The sequence below is a fragment of the Halothiobacillus neapolitanus c2 genome (genome assembly GCF_000024765.1).
Lineage (GTDB): Bacteria > Pseudomonadota > Gammaproteobacteria > Halothiobacillales > Halothiobacillaceae > Halothiobacillus > Halothiobacillus neapolitanus.
Genome location: NC_013422.1, coordinates 324,518 through 347,891 on the forward strand (window position 1 = coordinate 324,518; position 23,374 = coordinate 347,891).

Below are 23,374 nucleotides of genomic sequence, written 5' to 3' on the forward strand. Positions count from 1 at the left end.
GTGGCGCAATCCGTTTATTCCGACGAGGAAGGCAGATGAGCTATTCATTTACTGAAAAGAAGCGAATCCGCAAGGAATTTGGCCACCGTGCCGATATCCTGCCGGTACCGTATTTACTGGCGACTCAGGTTGAGTCTTATAAGTCATTCTTGCAGAGTGGTGTTCCTGCCAAAGGGCGGACGAATGCCGGACTGCATGCCGCGTTAAGTTCTGTTTTCCCGATCCGCAGTCATTCAGGTAATGCTGAAATTGCGTACGTGGATTACTACTTTGGCGAACCGGCTTTCGATGTTCGCGAATGCCAGATTCGTGGTTTGAGCTATGGTGCACCCTTGCGCGTGAAGATGCGTCTGGTCATTTACGATCGTGATGCACCGGCTGGCTCCAAGGTCGTCAAGGATATTCGTGAGCAGGATGTCTATCTGGGCGAAATTCCATTGATGACCGAGAGCGGTACGTTTGTCATCAACGGTACCGAGCGGGTTATCGTGTCTCAGTTGCACCGTTCGCCCGGTGTGTTCTTTGATCACGACAAGGGTAAAACCTCAAGTTCCAAGAAAATCCTCTTTTCTGCGCGGATCATCCCCTACCGTGGTTCGTGGCTAGATTTCGAATTCGACCAGAAGGATATTCTGTACGCGCGTATTGACCGTCGCCGGAAGATTCCTGCGTCGATCATCCTGCGTGCACTGGGTTACACCAACCAGAACATGCTCGATATTTTCTTCGATCACGATGAGTTCCATATCGATAAAGACGGTGGTCTGGCTCTGACGCTGGTCGCTGACCGTCTGAAAGGTACCGATGCGGCATTCGACATCGATATCAATGGTGAAAACCTGATCAAGACGGGCAAACGCATCACCGCGCGTCACGTGCGCGAATTGGTCGCCGCCAAGGTCACCAGCCTGCCGGTGCCTGTGGATTTCGTTGTTGGTCGTGTGCTTGCTTCGGACGTGATTGACACGTCAACCGGTGAAGTGCTCGCACAAGGTAATGAAGAGTTGACCACCGAGTTGGTGGCAAAACTTGCCAAGGCCGGAATTACCCAGTTCAAAACGCTCTATTTCAATGATGTTGATCGTGGGCCGTTCATGTCGCTGACATTGCGCGCCGATCCTTCGACCACGCCTCTTGAAGCGATGGTCGAAATCTACAAGATGATGCGTCCGGGCGAACCGCCGACGAAAGATTCTGCCGAGGCGTTGTTCCATGGCCTGTTCTTTACGGAAGATCGTTACGATCTTTCCGAGGTGGGCCGGATGAAGTTCAATCGCCGCATCGAGCGCGAAGGCGACGTCGGTCCTGGCGTTCTGTATGACGGCAAGTATTTTACAACGCGCGCTGCGCAAGGCGACGAGGCTGCCAAGCAATTGCTCAAGGAGCAGGGCGGCGTTTCAGACATTCTTGATGTCATGAAGGAACTGATCGATATCCGTAACGGCAACGGCAAGACAGATGACATCGATCACCTGGGTAACCGCCGTATCCGTTCCGTGGGCGAGATGACGGAAAACGTCTTCCGTATCGGTTTGGTTCGTGTTGAACGCGCAGTCAAAGAGCGCCTCACGCAAGCCGAATCTGAAGGCCTGACACCGCAGGATCTGATCAATGCCAAGCCGGTGGCTGCTGCGATCAAAGAGTTCTTCGGCTCCAGCCAATTGTCCCAGTTCATGGATCAGAACAACCCGCTGTCGGAAATTACGCACAAGCGTCGTATTTCAGCATTGGGTCCGGGTGGTCTGACTCGTGAGCGCGCGGGTTTTGAAGTGCGTGACGTTCACACCACGCACTACGGTCGCGTGTGCCCAATCGAAACGCCGGAAGGCCCGAACATCGGTCTGATCAACTCATTGGCGACCTATGCGCGTACCAATGGCTATGGCTTCCTCGAAACACCTTACCGCACCGTCAAAGACGGCGTGGTCAGCAAGGAAGTCGATTGGTTGTCGGCCTATGAGGAAGAAAAGTTCACCATCGCTCAGGCTAACGCGCCGCTCGATGACAACGGCGTTCTGCAAGGCAATCTGATCTCCGTCCGTCGCGCCGGTGAGTTCATGCTCGCCAGCCCTGAAGAAATTCAGTACATGGACGTATCACCGAAGCAGATCGTGTCCATCGCGGCTTCCATCATTCCGTTCCTCGAGCACGATGATGCGAACCGCGCCTTGATGGGTTCGAACATGCAGCGTCAGGCAGTGCCTACCCTGCGTGCTGATAAGCCGTTAGTCGGTACGGGCATGGAGCGCGTTGTTGCTACCGATTCCGGTTCGTGCGTCGTCGCACGCCGTGGCGGTGTGGTCGATCGTGTGGATGCAGCGCGTGTCGTGGTTCGGGTTAATGCCGAAGAGGCAAGCCAGGGCGACGTGGGCGTAGATATCTACAACCTCACCAAATATACCCGTTCGAACCAGAACACCTGCATCAACCAGACGCCGTTGGTCAAAGCGGGTGACGTGATTGCCAAGGGCGATGTGCTTGCTGATGGTCCGTCGGTCGACATGGGTGAACTGGCACTGGGTCAGAACATCCTGTGTGCGTTCATGCCGTGGAACGGTTACAACTTCGAGGATTCGATCCTGTTGTCCGAGCGCGTTGTGCGTGAAGATCGCCTGACCACCATCCACGTGGAAGAGTTGAACTGTATCGCGCGTGACACCAAGTTGGGTGCCGAAGAGATCACAGCTGATATCCCGAACGTGGCCGAAAGCCTGCTGAACAAACTGGATGCAGCCGGTGTGGTCCACGTCGGCGCGGAAGTCCGTCCGGGCGACATCCTCGTAGGCAAGGTCACACCGAAAGGTGAGACCCAGCTCACGCCGGAAGAAAAACTTCTTCGTGCCATCTTCGGTGAGAAGGCCTCCGATGTTAAAGACACATCGTTGCGTGTTCCGCCGGGAATGGAAGGTACAGTTATCGATGTGCGTGTCTTCACTCGCGACGGTATCGAAAAAGACAGCCGTGCGCGTGCGATTGAAGAAGCCGATCTCGAAGCCGTGCGCAAGGATCTGAAAGACCGTATGCGGATCATCGAAGGCGATATTCTCGCTCGTGTGAAATCCGTTCTGGTCAATCAGGTCGCCGTGGGCGGTCCTGGCGTCAAAGCAGGTAGCAAGATCACGGCTGCTCAACTCGAGAAGATCGAGCCGAGCAAGTGGCTGGAAATTCGCGTTGAAGGCGAAGAAGCCGCTCAGGCGATGGAAGAGTACATCGCTCAGTTGGCACAGGCTCAAGTCGATATTGACAAGCGCTTCGAAGACAAGAAGAAGAAAATTCAGCAAGGCGATGATCTGGCTCCTGGCGTGCTGAAGATGGTCAAGGTCTATGTAGCCGTTAAGCGTCGCATCCAGCCGGGTGACAAGCTGGCCGGTCGTCACGGTAACAAGGGTGTGGTCTCCATGATCGTGCCTGAAGAAGACATGCCGTACATGGAAAATGGCCAGCCGGTCGATATCTGCCTCAACCCGTTGGGCGTACCGTCGCGGATGAACATCGGTCAGATTCTTGAAACCCATCTGGGCTTCGCGGCGCGCGGTCTGGGTGTGAAGATCGAAGAGATGCTGAAGCTGGAACGAGCCAAGGCATTGATCGAACTGCGTGCATTCCTCGATAAGGTATACAACTACAAGTCTGACAAGCCTGTCGATCTTGATGCATTGAGTGATGACGAGTTGATCGAACTGGCGCGCAACCTCAAGAAGGGCGTGCCGATGGCTACACCGGTCTTCGATGGTGCAGTTGAGGACGAAATCAAGTACATGCTGGAACTGGCTGGTTTGCCGACCTCGGGTCAGGTACAGCTCTACGACGGCCGCTCAGGCGAACCGTTCGAGCGCACCACGACCGTGGGATACATGTACATGCTCAAACTCAACCACTTGGTTGACGACAAGATGCATGCCCGTTCGACTGGTCCTTACTCACTTGTTACCCAGCAGCCGCTGGGTGGTAAAGCGCAGTTCGGTGGTCAGCGCTTCGGGGAGATGGAAGTCTGGGCGCTGGAAGCCTATGGCGCAGCGTACACACTCCAGGAAATGCTCACCGTTAAGTCGGATGATGTGAACGGTCGTAACAAGATGTACAAGAACATCGTTGACGGAGATCTCAAGATGGATGCCGGTATGCCGGAATCCTTCAACGTACTCCTCAAGGAGATTCGTTCGCTCGCGATCAACGTCGAGCTGGAGCAGGGCAAAGAATAAATCCCCGCCGGGCCCGCGCCCGGCAAGCCCTTCTTCCCAATAGCCCCAGTGTCTGAATTTAAGGCAGGTAGAACGCAATGAAAGAATTACTCAACCTGATGAGTCGTGAAGTGACCGATGATGATTTCGATGGTATTCGAATCTCTCTGTCCTCACCGGAGATGATCCGCTCATGGTCGTACGGCGAAGTTAAAAAGCCGGAAACCATCAATTATCGTACCTTCAAGCCGGAACGCGACGGCCTGTTCTGCGCCAAGATCTTTGGCCCCGTGCGGGATTACGAATGCTTGTGCGGCAAGTACAAGCGTTTGAAGCACCGCGGTGTGGTCTGCGAAAAATGCGGCGTTGAAGTCACGCTGTCCAAAGTGCGTCGTGAGCGCATGGGTCATATCGAACTGGCATGCCCGGTTGCGCACATTTGGTACCTCAAATCGCTGCCTTCGCGCATCGGCTTGCTGCTGGACATGACCCTGCGCGACATCGAGCGCGTGCTTTATTTCGAAGCGTTTGTGATCACCGATCCTGGCATGACCACTCTGAACAAGGGTGATCTTCTGACCGATGAAATGTACATCGACGCGATTGAACAATTCGGTGACGAATTCGAAGCGGACATGGGCGCAGAAGCCATCCAGAAACTGCTCAAGGACATTGATCTGGATCAGCAGATCCTGACCCTGCGCGATGAATTGGCGAGCACTGGTTCTGAAACCAAGATCAAACGCTTGTCCAAGCGTTTGAAGCTGATCGAGGCATTCAAGGAGTCCGGCAACCGCCCCGAGTGGATGGTTCTGACCCAATTGCCGGTGCTGCCGCCCGATCTGCGTCCGTTGGTGCCGCTGGATGGTGGTCGTTTCGCGACTTCCGATCTTAACGACCTGTATCGTCGCGTCATCAACCGTAACAACCGCCTCAAGCGTCTGATCGAAATCAATGCGCCGGACATCATCCTGCGTAACGAAAAGCGGATGCTGCAGGAATCGGTTGACTCTCTGTTGGATAACGGTCGTCGTGGCCGTGCCGTTACCGGCACCAACAAGCGTCCGCTGAAGTCCTTGGCCGACATGATCAAGGGTAAGCAGGGTCGCTTCCGTCAGAACCTGCTCGGTAAGCGTGTGGATTACTCTGGCCGTTCGGTCATCGTGGTTGGCCCGACGCTGCGTCTGCATCAGTGCGGCCTGCCCAAGAAAATGGCTTTGGAACTCTTCAAGCCGTTCATCTTCGGTAAGTTGCACCGTCGCGGCCTCGCGACCACCATCAAGGCGGCCAAGAAACTGGTTGAGCGTGAAGGTCCGGAAGTTTGGGACGTACTCGAAGAAGTCATCCGCGAACATCCGGTATTGCTGAACCGCGCGCCAACTTTGCATCGTTTAGGTATCCAGGCGTTCGAGCCGATCCTGATCGAAGGTAAGGCTATTCAGTTGCACCCGCTCGTTTGCTCGGCCTACAACGCCGACTTCGACGGTGACCAGATGGCCGTCCACGTGCCGTTGTCGCTCGAAGCTCAGGCCGAAGCCCGTGCCCTGATGATGTCCACGAACAACGTGCTGTCGCCTGCGAACGGTGACCCGGTGATCGTGCCGTCACAGGATATCGTATTGGGTATCTACTACATGACGCGCGCCAAGGTAAATGGCCGTGGCGAAGGCATGGTGTTTGCGGATCTGGATGAAGTTCAGCGCGCCTACGACAACCATCAGGTCGAGCTGGGTGCTCAGATCAAAGTACGTGTCAACGACTGGATTCGTTATGACGACGGGACAGCCGAATCCGTTCGCCATATTCTTGAGACAACCGTAGGCCGTGCCCTGCTGTACAAGGCATTGCCAGAAGGCGTGCCGTTTGAGCAGATCAACAAGGATATGGGCAAGAAAGCCATCTCTGCACTGTTGAACTACGTCTACCGTCAGTTGGGTCTGAAAGACACCGTTCTGTTTGCGGATCAGTTGATGTACACCGGCTTCCGTTACGCGACGCGTTCCGGCATTTCGATCTGCTCGGATGACATGTTGGTTCCACCTTCCAAGCCGGCCGAATTGGCAAAAGCAGAAGCCGAAGTGGGTGAAATCCAAAACCAGTACTCACAAGGTTTGGTTACGGAAAAAGAGCGTTACAACAAAGTGGTCGACATCTGGTCACGGGCAAACGATCAAATTTCGCGCGCGATGATGGAGCAGTTGGGTACCGAAAAGGTCGTCGACCGTGAAGGTAATACCGTCAAGCAAAGCTCGTTCAACGCGATCTTCATGATGGCAGATTCCGGTGCGCGGGGTTCCGCGGCCCAGATTCGTCAGTTGGCCGGTATGCGTGGTTTGATGACCAAACCGGATGGCTCGATCATCGAAACGCCCATCACTGCTAACTTCCGCGAAGGCCTGAACGTACTCCAGTACTTCATTTCAACGCACGGTGCGCGTAAAGGTCTGGCCGATACGGCATTGAAGACGGCGAACTCGGGTTACCTCACCCGTCGTCTGGTCGATGTGGCGCAAGATATCGTGATCACTATCGATGACTGCGGCACGCAATCACCGGGACTTAAAGTCACTGCCGTCATTGAAGGCGGTGACGTGGTTCAGGGCCTGGGCGCCCGTATACTTGGACGCACCACATCTCAAGACGTGTTGATGCCAGGCTCCGATGAAGTGCTCGTGCCATCGGGTACCGTGATCAATGAAGTGCTGGTCGCCCGTCTTGAAGAGTCGGGTGTGGATGAGGTGTGGGTTCGTACACCGATTGGTTGCGAATCGCGTCATGGTATTTGCCAGAAGTGCTACGGTCGCGATCTTGCCCGCGGCAACCTCGTGAACATCGGTGAGTCCGTCGGCGTTATTGCCGCGCAGTCCATCGGTGAACCGGGTACCCAGTTGACCATGCGTACCTTCCACATTGGTGGTGCCGCATCCCGTTCTGCATCAGCCAGTTCCGTGCAGAACAAGGCGGCGGGTGTCGTTCGCCTGCACAACCTTAAAACGGTGAAGAATCGCGATAACGATCTGGTCGCAGTCACTCGTTCGGGCGAATTGGGCATGATCGATGATCAAGGCCGTGAGCGTGAGCGTTACAAAATTCCTTACGGCGCGGTCATCCGGGTCAAGGAAGGCGAAAAAGTTGCCGGTGGTACCACCCTGGCTACTTGGGATCCGCACACGCATCCCGTTGTCAGTGAAATGCAGGGCCAGGCCCGTTTCTCTGATTTCGTGGACGGTCAGTCGGTCAAATCCGATACCGATGAAATCACGGGTCTGTCCTCTCAAGTGGTCATTGATCCGAAGCATCGCAATAGTGCTGCCAAGGAATTGCGCCCGGCCATCGCCTTGATCGATGACGCTGGTGAGCCGGTCTGCCTGGCTGGTACCGACATCCCCGCGTTCTATGTGCTCCCTGCCGGCGCGATTATCGGTATTGAGGATGGCGCCGCCGTTCAGGTGGGTGACATCATCGCGCGTATTCCTCAGGAATCGTCGAAGACGCGTGACATCACCGGTGGTCTGCCTCGCGTTGCCGACTTGTTCGAGGCTCGTAAACCGAAAGAACCGGCCATTCTGGCGGAGTACACCGGTACGATCAGCTTCGGCAAGGAAACCAAAGGCAAGCAGCGTCTGGTCATAACCGACGAGCATGGTGAAGCGCATGAAGAGCTGATTCCAAAATACCGCGTCATCAACGTATTCGAAGGTGAGCACGTGGCGCGTGGTGAAGTTATCGCCGATGGTGAGTTGACGCCACACGACATTCTGCGTCTGCGCGGCATTCCGGATCTGGCTGCGTACATCATCAAGGAAATTCAGGACGTCTACCGCCTACAGGGCGTTATCATCAGCGACAAGCACATCGAAGTGATTGTGCGTCAGATGCTGCGCAAGGTCGAAATCAGCGAACCGGGTGATTCCGGCTATCTGCGCGGTGATCAGGTGGACAAGGCGCGTTTGCTTGAAGAGAACCGCATGCTCGAGCAGGCCGGTAAGTTCGCCGCGAAGTTCGATCCGATGCTGCTGGGTATTACCAAAGCGTCACTGGTTACCGAGTCGTTCATTTCGGCAGCCTCGTTCCAGGAGACGACACGTGTCCTGACCGACTCGTCTACCCGAGGCGCTCGAGATGAACTGCGTGGCTTGAAGGAAAACGTCATTGTGGGGCGTCTCATCCCCGCAGGGACTGGCTTGGCTCATCACCAAGAGCGCCGTCGCCGTCGTCATTTGACGATGGATTCGGCCAACGCCTTGTTCATGGATAGCGATTCTTCGGATGCGCGTGTCGATGAAGGGGAAAACGTATCGTAACAAGTTCAGCCAATGCTCATCTATTGGATTGACAGATTACGGCACACTGCTTAGAATCACTGCCCTTTGCGACGGGTCTCAGCCCGTCGCGCTAGTTTTTGGTCGGAGAAGACATAACCATGGCTACTGTAAATCAGCTCGTGCGCAAGCCGCGCAAGCGACTGGTCGAGAAGACTAAAGTACCTGCACTCGAAGGCTGCCCGCAGCGTCGTGGTGTATGTACTCGTGTATACACAACAACCCCTAAGAAGCCGAACTCAGCGCTGCGTAAAGTGGCCCGTGTTCGTCTGACTTCAGGTTTTGAAGTCACCGGTTACATCGGCGGTGAAGGCCATAACCTTCAGGAGCACTCCGTGGTCCTGATTCGTGGTGGTCGTGTAAAGGATTTGCCTGGTGTTCGTTACCACGTCGTACGCGGTAGCCTGGATACCCAAGGTGTTGATAAGCGCCGTCAAGGTCGCTCAAAATATGGCGCGAAGCGCCCCAAAGCCAAATAAACGGCTAAATAACGGTTGGATTAGAAAATGCCTAGAAGAAGAGAAGTACCGAAGCGCGAGATTTTGCCAGACCCTAAATACGGTAATGTCACTGTCGCTAAGTTTATCAACATGATCATGTTGAGCGGGAAGAAGTCTGTCGCCGAATCAATTTTGTACGGCGCGATGACAATCGCTGAAGCAAAAGGCAAGGGTCACCCCGTCGAGCTCGTTGAACGCGCGCTGGAGAATGTGGCACCTGCGGTTGAAGTTAAATCACGCCGGGTTGGTGGTGCTAACTACCAGGTTCCTGTCGAAGTTCGTGCCGTTCGTCGTTCCTCGCTGGCCATGCGCTGGTTGATTGATGCCGCGCGTAAGCGTGGTGAAAAGACCATGGCTGCCAAGTTGGCCGGCGAGTTGATGGACGCGGCCGAAAGCCGGGGTTCAGCTGTTAAGAAACGTGAAGATACACACCGAATGGCAGAGGCTAACAAAGCTTTTGCACATTTCCGCTGGTAATTTAAGAGGTAATCCCTGTGGCCAGAACCACCCCGCTCGAGCGCTACCGTAACTTCGGTATCATGGCGCATATTGATGCCGGTAAGACAACGACCACTGAACGTATTTTGTTCTACACCGGTGTTTCACACAAAATCGGTGAAGTCCATGACGGCGCCGCCACCATGGACTGGATGGAGCAGGAGCAGGAGCGTGGCATCACGATCACTTCTGCTGCTACTACCGCGTTCTGGGGTGGTATGGATAAGCAGTTCGAACCGCATCGGTTCAACATTATCGATACACCCGGTCACGTTGACTTCACCATCGAAGTAGAGCGCTCACTGCGCGTACTTGATGGCGCGGTTTTCGTGCTTTGTGCCGTGGGTGGGGTTCAGCCACAGTCTGAAACCGTATGGCGTCAGGCCAACAAGTACAGCGTCCCGCGACTTGCCTTCGTGAACAAGATGGACCGCTCAGGTGCTGATTTCTACCGTGTCATGGAACAGCTCAAGAAACGATTGGGCGCGAACCCACTGCCTGTCGTGCTGCCCATTGGTGCTGAGGAAGGTTTCGAAGGCGTTATCGATCTTCTGCGCATGAAAGCGATTTACTGGAATACCGAAGACATGGGTTTGACCTATGACGAGAAGGAAATTCCGGCCGAATTGCTCGAAAAGGCAAAGACCTATCGCAGCCAGATGATGGAAGCGGCAGCCGAAGCCAATGAAGAGGTGATGGAAAAGTACCTCGAAACCGGCGATTTGACCGATGATGAAATTGTTTCAGGCCTGCGTCAGCGCACCCTCAACAACGAGATCATCCCGGCACTGTGCGGTACGGCGTTCAAGAACAAGGGTGTCCAGAAAATGCTGGACGCGGTTATCGATTACCTGCCTTCACCGACTCAAGTCCCGCCAATCAAGGGCGAGTTGCCGGACGGTACGCCCTCCGTGCGCAAAACGGGTGATAACGAGCCATTCTCCGCTCTGGCATTCAAGATCATGTCGGATCCCTTCGTTGGTTCTCTGACATTCTTCCGTGTTTATTCAGGCGTGGTGAATGCTGGTGACGGCGTACTGAACTCCACCAAGGGCAACAAAGAGCGTTTGGGTCGTATTTTGCAGATGCATGCGAACTCACGTGAAGAGATCAAAGAAGTTCGTGCTGGTGATATTGCCGCCGCGGTCGGTCTGAAAAACGTCATCACGGGCGATACACTTTGCGATTTGGCCAATCCAATCATCCTTGAGCGTATGATCTTCCCTGAGCCGGTCATCTCCGTTGCGGTAGAGCCTAAAACCAAGGGTGACCAGGAGAAAATGGGCATGGCGCTGGGTCGCCTTGCGCAGGAAGATCCCTCATTCCGTGTGTTCACCGATGAAGAATCCGGTCAGACCATCATTGCGGGTATGGGCGAACTTCACCTTGAGATTCTCGTTGACCGTATGCGTCGCGAATTCAAGGTTGAGGCAAATATCGGTAAGCCGCAGGTGGCATATCGTGAAACCATTCGCGGTACGGTCGAGCAGGACGGTAAGTTCGTTCGCCAGTCCGGTGGTCGTGGTCAGTACGGTCATGTCAAGATTCGGATCGAGCCACTGGAAGTCGGCGGCGGATACGAGTTTGTCAACGGCATCGTTGGTGGCGTCGTTCCCCGCGAATACATTCCTGCCGTTGACAAGGGTATTCAGGAACAGATCAAAAATGGCGTGATCGCGGGTTACCCGGTTGTTGACGTCAAGGTCACCCTGTTTGACGGTTCGTACCACGAAGTTGACTCCAACGAAATGGCGTTCAAAATCGCCGGTAGCATGGCATTCAAAGAAGGTGCAGTTAAAGCGAATCCGGTACTGCTCGAGCCGATGATGAAGGTCGAGGTGGAAACACCCGAAGATTACATGGGTGACGTGATCGGAGACTTGAACCGTCGTCGCGGCATGATTCAGGGTATGGAAGATACCGTTGGTGGTGGCAAGCAGGTTAAGGCTGAGGTGCCATTGTCTGAAATGTTCGGTTATGCCACCGATTTGCGTTCAGCTACCCAAGGCCGTGCTACCTACTCCATGGAGTTTGCTCGTTATGGCGAGGCGCCTAAAAACGTCGCTGACGCAGTCATTAAAGGCAAGTCCGCGTAATTACTGATTAATACTTATTTGAGGCTTTTATCATGTCAAAAGAGAAATTTGAACGGAACAAACCGCACGTTAACGTGGGCACGATTGGTCACGTTGACCACGGCAAGACCACATTGACTGCTGCGATCACTAAAGTGATGGCGGAAATGCATGGTGGTGCGTCACTGGGCTACGACCAGATTGACAAGGCGCCTGAAGAGAAAGCGCGCGGCATCACCATCAATACCTCACACGTTGAGTACGAGTCAGACACACGTCACTACGCCCACGTCGACTGCCCAGGACATGCTGACTATGTTAAGAACATGATCACCGGCGCAGCCCAGATGGACGGTGCGATCCTCGTCTGTTCAGCGGCCGACGGCCCCATGCCACAGACCCGTGAGCACATCCTGCTGTCACGTCAGGTCGGCGTACCCTATATCGTCGTATTCCTGAACAAAGCCGACATGGTTGACGATCCAGAGCTCCTCGAACTCGTCGAGATGGAAATTCGCGACCTGCTGAGCAAGTACGAATTCCCGGGCGACGACACCCCGATCGTCACCGGTTCAGCGCTCAAAGCCCTCGAAGGCGACACCAGCGACATCGGCGTACCTTCTGTAATCAAACTCGTCAAAGCAATGGACGACTACTTCCCAGAGCCAGAGCGTGCCGTTGACGGTACCTTCCTGATGCCAGTAGAAGACGTATTCTCCATTTCTGGTCGCGGTACCGTTGTAACCGGTCGTATCGAGCGCGGCATTGTCAAAGTGGGCGAAGAAGTCGAAATCGTCGGTATTCGCGACACCACCAAGACCACCGTTACCGGTGTAGAAATGTTCCGCAAACTGCTCGACCAAGGCATGGCTGGCGACAACGTCGGTATCCTTCTTCGTGGCACTAAGCGTGACGACGTCGAACGTGGTCAAGTACTGTGCAAGCCTGGTTCAATCAAGCCGCACACCAAGTTCGAAGCCGAAGTTTACATTCTGGGTAAAGATGAAGGTGGTCGTCATACCCCATTCTTCAACGGCTACCGTCCCCAGTTCTACTTCCGTACCACGGACGTCACCGGTTCATGCGTATTGCCCGAAGGCACCGAAATGGTCATGCCAGGCGACAACGTTGCCATGACCGTTAGCCTGATTGCCCCGATTGCGATGGAAGACGGCCTGCGTTTTGCGATTCGTGAAGGCGGCCGCACAGTCGGCGCCGGTGTTGTCTCTAAAATCATCGAGTAATTAATATGGCTTCTCAAACTATCCGTATCCGTCTGAAAAGCTTCGATCATCGCTTGATTGATCGTTCGGCAGCAGAAATCGTTGATACTGCGCGCCGTTCCGGCGCTCGGGTCAAGGGTCCTATTCCTTTGCCGAGCCGCAAGGAGCGTTTCACCGTTCTGGTTTCTCCGCACGTCAACAAAGACGCGCGTGACCAGTATGAGCTTCGCACCCACAAGCGTGTGCTTGACATCATCGAACCAACGGATCGAACCGTTGATTTGTTGATGCAGCTTGATCTTGCTGCTGGTGTCGATGTTCAAATTCGGTTGAATTAATTTGTAATTCAAATAGGACTTTACGTCCTGTTTGAATGCTGATAAATTAATGACCCTTTTCAGCCCGGCGCTGTTGCGTCGGGCTGAATATTTCAGGCGAACCGGTCAATCGTAATCGGCGTCTTTCATAAGTTAGAGGTATTAACCATGTCTTTAGGTGTAGTCGGTCGCAAGGTCGGCATGACTCGCGTCTTTGACGATGCTGGTGTTTCTACGCCAGTAACGGTCATTGAGGTAGAGCCCAATCGCGTGACTCAGCTCAAAACCCCGGAAGTGGATGGCTATACCGCCGTTCAAGTCACTACCGGTACGCGTCGCGCCTCTCGTGTAACCAAGGCGATGGCCGGTCATTACGCGAAAGCTGAAACAGCATCTGGTCGCATGTCTACGGAATTCCGTATTTCTGCCGATGAGCTTGCTGGCTTCCAACCAGGTGCTGAGATCACTGTCTCCATCTTTGATGGCGTCGAGAAGGTTGACGTTGCAGGTCAGAGCAAAGGTAAAGGCTTTGCCGGTACTGTTAAGCGCTACAACTTCCGCACTCAAGATGCGACTCATGGTAACTCTCGCTCACACCGTGTGCCGGGTTCCATCGGTCAAAACCAGACACCGGGTCGCGTATTTCCGGGCAAGAAGATGTCCGGTCATATGGGTGACGAGCGCGTGTCGTCTTTGGGTTTGAAAGTGGTTCGGGTGGATGTCGAGCGTGGTTTGATCCTCGTGAAAGGCGCCGTGCCAGGTTCAACAGGCGGCGACGTAATCGTTCGTCCTTCTGTCAAGATTAAAGGCTGAGGCACGTCATGGAATTACAGGTTAAAGATGGCGCTGCTATCAGCGTCTCAGAACAAATTTTCGATCGGAGCTACAACGAAGGTCTGATTCATCAGGCGGTAGTTGCGTTTATGGCTGGTGCGCGTTCTGGCACCAAGCGTCAATTGACTCGCTCAGAAGTTTCCGGTGGCGGTAAGAAGCCATGGAATCAGAAGGGTTCGGGTCGCGCGCGTGCTGGTACGACCCGTTCACCCATCTGGCGTACTGGTGGCGTGACCTTTGCTGCCCGCCCGCGTAACTTTGAGCAGAAGATCAACCGTAAAGCGTATCGCGTTGCGATGGCTTCTATCTTCTCTGAGCTGGTTCGTCAGGATCGCCTGATCGTTGTCGAGTCGCTGACAGTTTCTTCACCCAAAACGCGTGAAGTGTTGGGTCTGGTGAAAAACTTAGGTATTCAGGGTGGTCGCACATTGTTTGTTGCTGAAGCATTCGATGAGCATTTCTTCCTGGGTTCGCGGAACGTGATTGAACTCGGTTATCTCACGGCAGATATGTTGGATCCGGTTAGTCTGGTTGGCGCTGAACGCGTGGTAATCACCCGTGCGGCCGTCAAAATGGTTGAGGAGTGGTTGTCATGATGCGGGAAAAACTTTTTGACGTATTGCGTTCACCTCTGGTGACCGAGAAAACGGCACGCGCAAATCAAGAAAACCAATATGCGTTTCGCGTCGCGACTACGGCAACAAAGGCTGAGATCAAGGCTGCGGTCGAGCAGTTGTTCAGCGTCAATGTGATGGCTGTGCAAACGTTGAACGTAGCTGGTAAAGCTCGCCGCTTCCGTGGTGTGGCCGGTCGTCGTGCTGACTGGAAAAAAGCTTATGTCACATTGGCTGAAGGTCAAGCGATTGATCTGGGCCAGGCGAACTAAACCGGTCTGGTTAAGTAAGGAATTAAATCATGGCATTGAAAATTGCAAAACCAACCTCCCCGGGTCGTCGTTCGGTCATCGAGATCGATCGTTCGCATCTCTATAAGGGTGCTCCGTACGCTCCGTTGCTGGAAAAGAAATCCAACACCGGTGGTCGTAACAACCTGGGCCGGATTACCACGCGTCATATCGGTGGTGGTCATAAACAGCATTATCGTCTGGTCGACTTCAAGCGCGTAAAAGATGGCATTCCCGCCACTGTAGAGCGTATTGAATATGATCCGAACCGCACCGCGCACATTGCATTGATCATGTATGCGGATGGTGAGCGTGCCTATATTCTGGCGCCTCGTGGCGTGGTTCCTGGTCAAGTTGTTCTGTCAGGTGTTGAAGCACCAATTCGTGCGGGTAACTGCTTGCCGATGCGCAACATTCCAATCGGTTCAACCATTCATGCGGTGGAACTGAAGCCAGGCAAAGGCGCGCAAATAGCTCGTAGTGCCGGCGCTGCCGTGCAACTGGTGGCTCGCGAAGGTGCCTACGTCACACTGCGTCTGCGTTCTGGCGAGACCCGTAAGGTTTTGGCCGAATGTCGCGCCACACTGGGCGAAGTCAGTAACCACGAACACAGCCTACGTTCATTGGGTAAAGCCGGTGCAACGCGTTGGCGCGGTATCCGTCCGACCGTACGAGGCGTGGTCATGAACCCAGTGGATCACCCGCACGGTGGTGGTGAAGGCCGGACTTCAGGCGGTCGTCATCCGGTTACCCCATGGGGCGTGCCGACCAAGGGCTACAAAACTCGCACGAACAAGCGTACAGACAAACTTATTGTCCGTCGTCGTTCTAAATAATTCACTGATATAGAGGGTTAAAAGGTGCCACGTTCACTTAAGAAAGGTCCCTTCGTGGACCATCACTTGCTGAAAAAGGTGGAAGAGGCTGCTGCGGCCAATAACCGTCGGCCCATAAAGACCTGGTCTCGTCGCTCGATGATCCTTCCGGATTTCATCGGCCTGACCATTGCGGTCCATAACGGTCGCCAGCACATTCCAGTTCTCGTCAACGAAAACATGGTTGGACACAAACTCGGTGAGTTTGCGCCTACCCGGACTTACCGGGGACATGTGGCTGATAAGAAAGCCAAGCGCTAGGAGACTGATATGCAAGCTACAGCTTTACACCGTTATGCACGTATTTCTCCTCAGAAGGCCCGCCTTGTTGCGGATCTGGTGCGGGGGCAGGGCGTCGCCCAGGCAATTGAAACATTGACGTTCAGCGACAAGAAAGGCGCTGATCTGATCAAGAAGGTCCTGGAGTCGGCGATTGCCAACGCGGAAAACAATGAAGGCGCAGACGTTGATCGTCTGCGTATCGCGACGATCATGGTCGACGAGGGTCCGGTTTTGAAACGTTTCCGTGCACGAGCCAAAGGCCGCGGCGCACGTATCCTGAAAAAAACCAGTCATATTCTAGTCACGGTCAGCGAGCGGTAAGGGGAGAGTTATGGGTCAGAAAGTACATCCGGTAGGATTCCGGCTCGGGATTTCCTCTGATTGGACATCTCGCTGGTATGCCGATAGTAAGTTGTTCCCGGTTCAACTGAACCAAGATGTGCGCACGCGTGCATTCATCAAGGACAAACTGAAAGAAGCATCCGTTTCACGTATTCAGATCGAGCGTCCAGCCCGTTCTGCGTCAGTTACGATCCACACGGCTCGTCCTGGGATCGTGATTGGTCGCAAGGGTGAGGACATTGAGCGTCTTCGCGGTGAAATTGCTCCGATGTTGGGTGTTGATCGCAACGCGGTCAAGCTCTCGGTTGAAGAGATTCGCAAGCCAGAATTGGACGCGCAACTGGTCGCCGAATCCATTGCACAGCAGCTTGAGCGTCGGATTATGTTCCGCCGCGCCATGAAGCGTGCCGTGCAAACATCCATGCGCCTTGGTGCGGGTGGGATCAAAGTCAATGTATCTGGTCGTTTAGGCGGTGCAGAGATTGCCCGTAACGAATGGTACCGCGAAGGTCGTGTGCCCTTGCACACCCTGCGTGCCGACATCGATTACGGCTTTGCAGAGGCCCAAACTACCTATGGCGTCATTGGCGTCAAAGTTTGGATTTTTAAAGGCGAAGTGTTTGGCGTCCCGGGCAACCGTGATGGCAAAGCTGCGACAGCCTGAACCGATCAGATAGGTAAGTGGAGCTAACATTATGCTGCTGCCAAAACGTACAAAATTCCGCAAGCAGTTCCGTGGCAAAAATCGGGGCATTGCGACGACAGGCAATAAAGTGAGCTTTGGTGAATTCGGTCTGAAATCACTGGAGCGCGGTGAAATTACATCTCGTCAAATCGAGTCGGCTCGTCGTGCCATTTCACGTCATGTGAAGCGGGGCGGTAAGATCTGGATCCGGATTTTCCCGGATACTCCGATCACCAAGAAGCCACTCGAAGTGCGGATGGGTAAGGGTAAAGGGAGCGTCGAGTACTGGGTGGCTAAAATTCAGCCCGGCAAGATGCTTTATGAAATTGAAGGTGTGACAGAAGATATCGCGCGTCAAGCGTTCTCATTGGCCTCGGCCAAGCTTCCCGTCAAGACGACCTTCGTAACGCGGGTACTGATGTAATGAGCAAAATCACTAACGAATTGCGCGAAAAATCACCAGAAGGTTTGCGTGAAGAGTTGTTGGCGATTAAACGCGAACAGTTCAATTTGCGCATGCAAAAAGCGACGGGTCAGGAATCCAAATCGCATTTGATTCGCGAAGCCCGGAAAAACGTGGCTCGAATCAAAACGATTCTGACCGAGAAGGAGCAAGGCTGAGATGTCTACTGAAACAAACGAAAACGTCATCCGTACCCGCGTTGGTCGCGTGACCAGCGACAAGATGGATAAATCAATCACGGTTGCCATCGAGCGCCGCGTAAAGCATCCCTTGTACGGTAAGTTCATTACTAAAACCACAAAGCTTCACGTGCACGATGAAGACAATCAGTCTCGTGTGGGCGATAGCGTTGAAATCCGTGAGTCACGTCCGATTTCCAAGACGAAATCTTGGACACTGGTTCGTGTCATTACGCGCGCAGCCGTTTAAGGAGCAAGAATCATGATTCAAATGCAAACCATTCTGGACTCTGCGGACAACAGCGGCGCCAAGAAAATCCAGTGCATCAAAGTACTGGGTGGCTCACATCGTCGTTATGCGGGTATCGGTGACATCATCAAGGTGTCTATTAAAGATGCTATTCCACGTGGCCGTGTCAAAAAGGGTGACGTGTACAACGCAGTCGTTGTGCGCACTGCAAAAGGCGTTCGTCGTGCGGATGGTTCACTGATCCGCTTCGATGGCAATGCTGCTGTTTTGTTAAACGCTAAACTCGAGCCAATCGGCACGCGTATCTTTGGCCCTGTCACCCGCGAACTGCGTGGCGAGAAGTTCATGAAGATCGTGTCGCTTGCGCCCGAAGTGATTTGAGGATATCGCCATGCGTAAAATTCGACAAGGTGATGAAGTAGTCGTCATCGCAGGTAAAGACAAAGGTCGCCGCGGCACAGTGTTGCGCGTGATCAATGATGGCGCCCGCGTTGTCGTCGAAAATATCAACAAGGTTAAGAAGCATATGAAGCCCAACCCCATGCTGGGTCAGACGGGCGGAATTATCGAAATGGAGAAATCCATTGATATTTCTAACGTAATGCTGTTTAATCCCGCCTCCGAAAAAGGGGATCGGGTTGGCTTCAAACATCTTGAAGACGGCACGAAGGTTCGTTTTTTTAAATCCAACGGCGAAGTCGTTGACACAAAATAGGTTGAATTAAGATGGCTCGTCTTCAGGAATTATACACCAGTACTTATCTGCCCCAGCTGAAAGAAAAGTTGGGTCTCGATAACGTCATGGCCGTTCCGAAGCTGACCAAGATTACTTTGAACATGGGCTTGGGTGACTCGGCGCGTGACAAGAAAGTAATCGACAGTGCAGTGGATGAAATGGCAGCAATTTCGGGTCAAAAGCCCGTTGTGACTTATGCGCGTAAGTCGATTGCCGGCTTCAAGCTGCGCGAAGGGATGCCATTAGGCGTCAAGGTGACCTTGAGAGGAAGTACGATGTACGAATTCTTCGATCGGTTGATCCAGATCTCTGTTCCTCGCATACGTGATTTCCGCGGCCTCAATCCCAAGTCGTTTGACGGTCGTGGCAATTACAGCATGGGGGTGAAAGAGCAAATTATTTTCCCGGAAATTGATTACGACAAAATCGATCAAATCCGCGGGATGGATATCACGATCACGACTACCGCTCAGAATGATGACCAGGCACGGGCACTGCTCGAATGCTTCGGTTTCCCATTCCGCCGGTAAGGGAGTTTTAAATGGCTAAGAAAAGTATGTTGAATCGGGAAGAGCAGCGTCAAAAGCTCTCGGCTCGTTATCAAGCTAAGCGCGACCAATTGCGTGCAGTTCTGAATGATCCAAATGCGGATTTTGACGCAAAAATGCAAGCTTCTGCTGCATTGAGCAAGTTGCCGCGTGATTCTTCTGTGTGCCGCCAGGTTCGCCGTTGCGCGATCACTGGTCGCCCAAAGGGTGTCTACCGCAAGTTCGCGCTCGGTCGGAACAAGCTCCGTCAATTGGCAATGTCTGGTGAGATTCCAGGCCTTCGCAAAGCAAGTTGGTAATGAGGTGACATTATGAGTATGAGTGATCCAATTTCCGACATGCTGACCCGTATCCGTAACGCTCAGAATGCCCGTAAGCCAAACGTGAGCATGCCTTCTTCCAAGTTCAAGCAAGCCATTGCCAAAGTTCTGAAAGAAGAAGGTTACATCGGTGACTTCCAGGTTTCTGGCGATGCCAAGCCGACCTTGTCCATTGCGCTGAAATATTTTCAGGGCAAGCCTGTCATTGACATGATCAAGCGTGTCTCTAAGCCGGGCTTCCGCGTTTACAAGAACGCGGACGAACTGCCTACCGTTATCGGTGGTCTGGGTGTGGCGATCCTTTCTACATCACAGGGTGTTATGCCTGATCGCGAAGCGCGTCGGCAGAACATCGGTGGTGAAGTTATTTGCCTCGTATCTTAATTGGGAGTGAATCATGAGTCGTGTTGCTAAAAAGCCCGTCGCCATTCCCAAAGGTGTCGAGGTTAAATTGAATGGTCAAGTCATCTCATTCAAGGGGCCGAAAGGTCAGCTTGAATTGACATTGCACAAATCAGTCAGTGTGGATATGGCGGCTAACGAATTACGTTTTGAGCCTGAGTCTGATCAGTTCATTGCTATGGCGGGCACCATGCGCGCTTTGGCAAACAACAATATTCAGGGCGTATCAGCTGGTTTTGAGATGAAGCTGCAACTGGTTGGTGTGGGGTACCGTGCGCAGGTTCAGGGCAGCACTCTGAACCTTGCACTGGGTTTCTCTCATCCAATCAACTTCGCTATCCCTGCGGGCATCACTATTGAAACGCCTTCGCAAACGGAAATCATTATTCGTGGTGCGGATCGTCAAAAAGTGGGTCAAGTGGCTTCCAATATCCGTGGTTACCGTCCGCCAGAGCCGTATAAAGGCAAGGGCGTGAAGTACCACGATGAAGTCATCTTCCGTAAGGAAGCGAAGAAGAAATAAGGGTTAGCTATGAACGAAAAATCACAAAATCGTCTGCGTCGTGCGCGCCGCACACGTGCCAAAATCGTCCGGTTGGGTGTTCATCGGCTGACGGTTTACCGTACAGCGCAGCATACCTACGCTCAAATCTTTACGCCTGATGGCGCGACCGTTGTTGCATCATCCTCAACGTTGCACCCAGGTGTGATCGAAGCGGGTAAGCACGGTGGCAACATCGATGCCGCCAAGCGTGTTGGTGAGATGGTCGCCAAGGCTGCCCTTGCCAAAGGCATTACAAACGTCGCATTTGACCGCTCTGGATTTATTTTCCATGGCCGGATCAAGGCATTGGCCGAATCCGCTCGTGAATCCGGTCTGCAATTCTAAGAGGTTATGCAATGAGTAGAAATTCTAACGAAGTTGCGACCGATGGCTTGATCGAGAAACTCGTGGCTGTAAACCGGGTTGCCAAGGTCGTCAAAGGTGGTCGTATTTTTTCATTCACCGCGCTGACAGTTGTTGGTGATGGTGAAGGTCGTGTTGGTTTCGGTTACGGCAAAGCGAAAGAAGTGCCAGCTGCAATCCAGAAGGCCATGGATCGCGCTAAGCGCAATATGGTTGATGTGCCTTTGCGTGATGGTACCTTGCATTACTCGACAGTTGGTCATCATGGTGCCGCTCAGGTGTTCATGAAGCCGGCCTCAGAAGGTACGGGTGTTATTGCCGGTGGTGCGATGCGTGCTGTATTTGAAGCTGTTGGCGTGCGTAACGTCCTTGCCAAATGCATCGGTACGCGTAACCACATGAATGTGATTCGCGCTACCGTAAATGGCCTGCAGTCAATCAGTTCACCAGAAATGATCGCTTCCAAGCGCGGCAAGCGTGTAGAAGAGATTGTCGGGAGTGCGTCATGAGCCAGCCAGCAATGATTCGTGTTAAGTTGATTCGTTCGACAATCGGTCGTTTGGCATCGCATAAGGCATGTGTCAAAGGTCTTGGCTTGCGTCGTATGAATCACGAAGTTGAGGTCATGGATACGCCAGAGAATCGCGGCATGATCAACAAAATCGAGTATCTGCTCGAAGTTCAGGAGTCCAAGTAATGCGTCTGAATACTTTATCGCCTGCTGACGGCAGCCGCAAAGAACGCACCCGCGTTGGTCGCGGTGTCGGCTCTGGTCTGGGTAAGACCGCGGGTCGCGGTCACAAGGGTCAGAAGTCGCGTTCTGGCGGCTTCCATAAGACAGGTTTCGAAGGCGGTCAGATGCCAATTCAACGCCGGTTGCCTAAAATGGGTTTCCGTTCGTTGCGTGCTTTGGCATCAGCCGAGATTCGTACATCTGAACTCAACAAACTGGACGGTGTTGTTTCTTTGGAAACATTGAAAGCCGCTGGCCTGATTCGTAACGATGTCCGCTTCGTTAAAATCATGCTTTCCGGCGAGGTGACCAAGCCAGTTCAGGTTCAGGGCATTCGTGTCAGCAAGGGCGCGTTGAGCGCTATTGTTGCAGCTGGTGGAAAAGCGGAGTAACCCGTGGCGCTATCAAATGCCGGTGTAGCGAGTTTGGCGGGAGCAGGTCGATTGACTGAGCTCCGTCAGCGCATTTTCTTTGTGATTATGGTGCTGGTTGTCTACCGAATCGGGACCTTCATTCCGTTGCCAGGAATTGATGTCGATGTGATGCGTACTCTGTTTACGCAGCACTCTGGCGGCATCCTTGGCATGATGAATATGTTCTCCGGTGGCGCGCTGTCGCGGATGTCTCTATTTGCCCTGGGTGTTATGCCCTATATTTCTGCTTCGATTATTGTACAACTTCTTTCTTCGGTTCTCCCTTCGCTCGAGCGGATCAAGAAAGAGGGTGAGGCGGGCCGTAGAAAGATCACGCAGTACACTCGTTACGGGACACTTGGTCTTGGCTTGGTTCAGGCGTTGGGTGTTTCCATCGCCTTGCAGGGTCAGTCCGTTGGTGGGCAAAGTCTGGTATACACACCCGGATTCGGTTTCTTATTCGTCGCTACGATGACACTCCTAACCGGTACCATGCTCCTCGTATGGCTCGGTGAGCAGATTACAGAGCGTGGTGTTGGGAACGGTATTTCCTTGATCATCTTCGCCGGTATCGTGGCAGGCTTGCCTACCGCAATTGGTGGTACCGCTGAGTTGGTCCGCACAGGTGAACTCGGTGTAATAACCTTGCTAATTCTTGCTGTGCTGATTGTAGCCGTAACTGCCTTTGTTGTGTTTGTTGAGCGTGGTCAGCGTCGTATCACGGTTAACTATGCACGCCGTCAGCAAGGGCGTGGTATGGCGGGCCAGCAGTCTTCGCATCTGCCTTTGAAGTTGAATATGGCTGGTGTAATCCCGCCTATTTTTGCTTCAAGTATCATCCTGTTCCCAGCAACGCTGGGTAACTGGTTGGGGCAGCAAGAGAACATGGCCTGGTTGCGGAGTGTCTCTACTGCTCTGTCTCCTGGTCAGCCGCTGTATGTGGGTCTGTACGCAACTGCGATTATTTTCTTCTGCTTCTTCTATACGGCATTGGTTTTTAATTCGCGCGAAACTGCGGACAACTTAAAGCGCTCAGGTGCATTTGTCCCAGGTATTCGTCCGGGCGAACATACTGCTCGCTATATTGATAAGGTTCTTACACGTCTGACATTCTGGGGTGCTTTGTACATCACTGCGGTTTGTCTGCTGCCAGAGTTCCTGATTTTGTATTGGAATGTGCCCTTCTACTTCGGCGGCACTTCACTGTTGATTATAGTGGTTGTTCTGATGGACTTTATGGCTCAGGTCCAGTCTCATCTGGTTTCCCACCAGTACGATAGCTTGGTTCGTAAAGCACACTTCAAGTCTGGATTATAAGAATACGGGTTCATTTCCTTGATTCCGTAGTCTTTTTGTTTTATAGTTTCGCGCTCATTTTTTAAGGT

The 23,374-nt window shown here is 53.3% G+C and carries 28 protein-coding genes; all 28 read left to right on the forward strand.

Annotation, left to right across the window (positions count from 1 at the left end; all coding sequences use genetic code 11):
• The first annotated feature begins 35 nt into the window (after positions 1-35).
• The 28 genes from rpoB (at position 36) to secY (ending at position 23,306) form a co-directional block, all read left to right on the forward strand.
• On the forward strand, positions 36-4,202 hold the full coding sequence (gene rpoB / locus HNEAP_RS01570) for a DNA-directed RNA polymerase subunit beta (RefSeq protein WP_012823215.1): 4,167 nt from the start codon (positions 36-38) through the stop codon (positions 4,200-4,202).
• A gap of 77 nt (positions 4,203-4,279) precedes the next feature.
• Positions 4,280-8,485 carry a DNA-directed RNA polymerase subunit beta' gene (gene rpoC, locus HNEAP_RS01575; protein WP_012823216.1) on the forward strand — a complete coding sequence of 1,402 codons (4,206 nt, stop codon included), beginning with the start codon at positions 4,280-4,282 and terminating at the stop codon, positions 8,483-8,485.
• A 119-nt stretch (positions 8,486-8,604) separates the two neighbouring features.
• Complete coding sequence (gene rpsL, locus HNEAP_RS01580) at positions 8,605-8,982, forward strand: 30S ribosomal protein S12 (protein WP_012823217.1); 378 nt, start codon at positions 8,605-8,607, stop codon at positions 8,980-8,982.
• 27 nt (positions 8,983-9,009) lie between these two features.
• Complete coding sequence (rpsG, locus tag HNEAP_RS01585; protein WP_012823218.1) at positions 9,010-9,480, forward strand: 30S ribosomal protein S7; 471 nt, start codon at positions 9,010-9,012, stop codon at positions 9,478-9,480.
• Between the two features lie 17 nt (positions 9,481-9,497).
• Positions 9,498-11,597: an elongation factor G gene (gene fusA, locus HNEAP_RS01590; RefSeq protein WP_012823219.1), complete on the forward strand. Its 2,100-nt coding sequence runs from the start codon at positions 9,498-9,500 to the stop codon at positions 11,595-11,597.
• A 32-nt stretch (positions 11,598-11,629) separates the two neighbouring features.
• Positions 11,630-12,820 (forward strand): elongation factor Tu, encoded by a 1,191-nt coding sequence (gene tuf, locus HNEAP_RS01595; RefSeq protein ID WP_012823220.1) that lies wholly within the window; start codon positions 11,630-11,632, stop codon positions 12,818-12,820.
• A gap of 5 nt (positions 12,821-12,825) precedes the next feature.
• Positions 12,826-13,137, forward strand: coding sequence for a 30S ribosomal protein S10 (gene rpsJ / locus HNEAP_RS01600; RefSeq protein ID WP_012823221.1), 312 nt, complete (start codon positions 12,826-12,828; stop codon positions 13,135-13,137).
• A 147-nt stretch (positions 13,138-13,284) separates the two neighbouring features.
• A complete protein-coding gene (gene rplC, locus HNEAP_RS01605; protein ID WP_012823222.1) occupies positions 13,285-13,929 on the forward strand; it encodes a 50S ribosomal protein L3 in 645 nt (214 codons plus the stop codon).
• 8 nt (positions 13,930-13,937) lie between these two features.
• Positions 13,938-14,546, forward strand: a complete 609-nt coding sequence (gene rplD, locus HNEAP_RS01610; protein ID WP_012823223.1) for a 50S ribosomal protein L4 — start codon at positions 13,938-13,940, stop codon at positions 14,544-14,546.
• Complete coding sequence (gene rplW, locus HNEAP_RS01615; RefSeq protein WP_208107219.1) at positions 14,546-14,836, forward strand: 50S ribosomal protein L23; 291 nt, start codon at positions 14,546-14,548, stop codon at positions 14,834-14,836. Before rplD ends, rplW begins: the two co-directional genes overlap by 1 nt.
• A gap of 29 nt (positions 14,837-14,865) precedes the next feature.
• A complete protein-coding gene (gene rplB / locus HNEAP_RS01620; protein WP_012823225.1) occupies positions 14,866-15,690 on the forward strand; it encodes a 50S ribosomal protein L2 in 825 nt (274 codons plus the stop codon).
• Positions 15,691-15,714: 24 nt separating this feature from the next.
• Positions 15,715-15,990, forward strand: a complete 276-nt coding sequence (gene rpsS, locus HNEAP_RS12435) for a 30S ribosomal protein S19 (RefSeq protein WP_012823226.1) — start codon at positions 15,715-15,717, stop codon at positions 15,988-15,990.
• A gap of 9 nt (positions 15,991-15,999) precedes the next feature.
• The gene (gene rplV, locus HNEAP_RS01630) at positions 16,000-16,332 is read left to right on the forward strand and encodes a 50S ribosomal protein L22 (RefSeq protein WP_012823227.1); all 333 of its coding nucleotides are present in this window, start codon (positions 16,000-16,002) and stop codon (positions 16,330-16,332) included.
• Positions 16,333-16,342: 10 nt separating this feature from the next.
• Positions 16,343-17,017, forward strand: a complete 675-nt coding sequence (gene rpsC / locus HNEAP_RS01635; RefSeq protein WP_012823228.1) for a 30S ribosomal protein S3 — start codon at positions 16,343-16,345, stop codon at positions 17,015-17,017.
• A gap of 31 nt (positions 17,018-17,048) precedes the next feature.
• Positions 17,049-17,462 carry a 50S ribosomal protein L16 gene (gene rplP / locus HNEAP_RS01640; protein WP_012823229.1) on the forward strand — a complete coding sequence of 138 codons (414 nt, stop codon included), beginning with the start codon at positions 17,049-17,051 and terminating at the stop codon, positions 17,460-17,462.
• Positions 17,462-17,659, forward strand: a complete 198-nt coding sequence (rpmC, locus tag HNEAP_RS01645; protein WP_012823230.1) for a 50S ribosomal protein L29 — start codon at positions 17,462-17,464, stop codon at positions 17,657-17,659. The genes rplP and rpmC overlap by 1 nt, the downstream gene beginning before the upstream one ends.
• 1 nt (position 17,660) lies before the next feature.
• A complete protein-coding gene (gene rpsQ / locus HNEAP_RS01650) occupies positions 17,661-17,930 on the forward strand; it encodes a 30S ribosomal protein S17 (protein WP_012823231.1) in 270 nt (89 codons plus the stop codon).
• A 12-nt stretch (positions 17,931-17,942) separates the two neighbouring features.
• Positions 17,943-18,311, forward strand: coding sequence for a 50S ribosomal protein L14 (rplN, locus tag HNEAP_RS01655; protein WP_012823232.1), 369 nt, complete (start codon positions 17,943-17,945; stop codon positions 18,309-18,311).
• Between the two features lie 10 nt (positions 18,312-18,321).
• Positions 18,322-18,645: a 50S ribosomal protein L24 gene (gene rplX, locus HNEAP_RS01660; protein ID WP_012823233.1), complete on the forward strand. Its 324-nt coding sequence runs from the start codon at positions 18,322-18,324 to the stop codon at positions 18,643-18,645.
• 11 nt (positions 18,646-18,656) lie between these two features.
• Complete coding sequence (gene rplE, locus HNEAP_RS01665) at positions 18,657-19,196, forward strand: 50S ribosomal protein L5 (RefSeq protein WP_012823234.1); 540 nt, start codon at positions 18,657-18,659, stop codon at positions 19,194-19,196.
• Positions 19,197-19,207: 11 nt separating this feature from the next.
• Positions 19,208-19,513: a 30S ribosomal protein S14 gene (rpsN, locus tag HNEAP_RS01670; RefSeq protein ID WP_012823235.1), complete on the forward strand. Its 306-nt coding sequence runs from the start codon at positions 19,208-19,210 to the stop codon at positions 19,511-19,513.
• Positions 19,514-19,525: 12 nt separating this feature from the next.
• A complete protein-coding gene (rpsH, locus tag HNEAP_RS01675; protein ID WP_012823236.1) occupies positions 19,526-19,918 on the forward strand; it encodes a 30S ribosomal protein S8 in 393 nt (130 codons plus the stop codon).
• A 13-nt stretch (positions 19,919-19,931) separates the two neighbouring features.
• On the forward strand, positions 19,932-20,459 hold the full coding sequence (gene rplF, locus HNEAP_RS01680; protein ID WP_012823237.1) for a 50S ribosomal protein L6: 528 nt from the start codon (positions 19,932-19,934) through the stop codon (positions 20,457-20,459).
• A 9-nt stretch (positions 20,460-20,468) separates the two neighbouring features.
• On the forward strand, positions 20,469-20,825 hold the full coding sequence (gene rplR, locus HNEAP_RS01685; protein WP_012823238.1) for a 50S ribosomal protein L18: 357 nt from the start codon (positions 20,469-20,471) through the stop codon (positions 20,823-20,825).
• A gap of 11 nt (positions 20,826-20,836) precedes the next feature.
• A complete protein-coding gene (rpsE, locus tag HNEAP_RS01690) occupies positions 20,837-21,352 on the forward strand; it encodes a 30S ribosomal protein S5 (RefSeq protein WP_012823239.1) in 516 nt (171 codons plus the stop codon).
• The gene (gene rpmD, locus HNEAP_RS01695) at positions 21,349-21,540 is read left to right on the forward strand and encodes a 50S ribosomal protein L30 (RefSeq protein WP_012823240.1); all 192 of its coding nucleotides are present in this window, start codon (positions 21,349-21,351) and stop codon (positions 21,538-21,540) included. The genes rpsE and rpmD overlap by 4 nt, the downstream gene beginning before the upstream one ends.
• Positions 21,540-21,968, forward strand: coding sequence for a 50S ribosomal protein L15 (gene rplO, locus HNEAP_RS01700; protein ID WP_012823241.1), 429 nt, complete (start codon positions 21,540-21,542; stop codon positions 21,966-21,968). Before rpmD ends, rplO begins: the two co-directional genes overlap by 1 nt.
• Positions 21,969-21,971: 3 nt before the next feature.
• Complete coding sequence (secY, locus tag HNEAP_RS01705) at positions 21,972-23,306, forward strand: preprotein translocase subunit SecY (protein WP_012823242.1); 1,335 nt, start codon at positions 21,972-21,974, stop codon at positions 23,304-23,306.
• Positions 23,307-23,374: the final 68 nt, after the last annotated feature.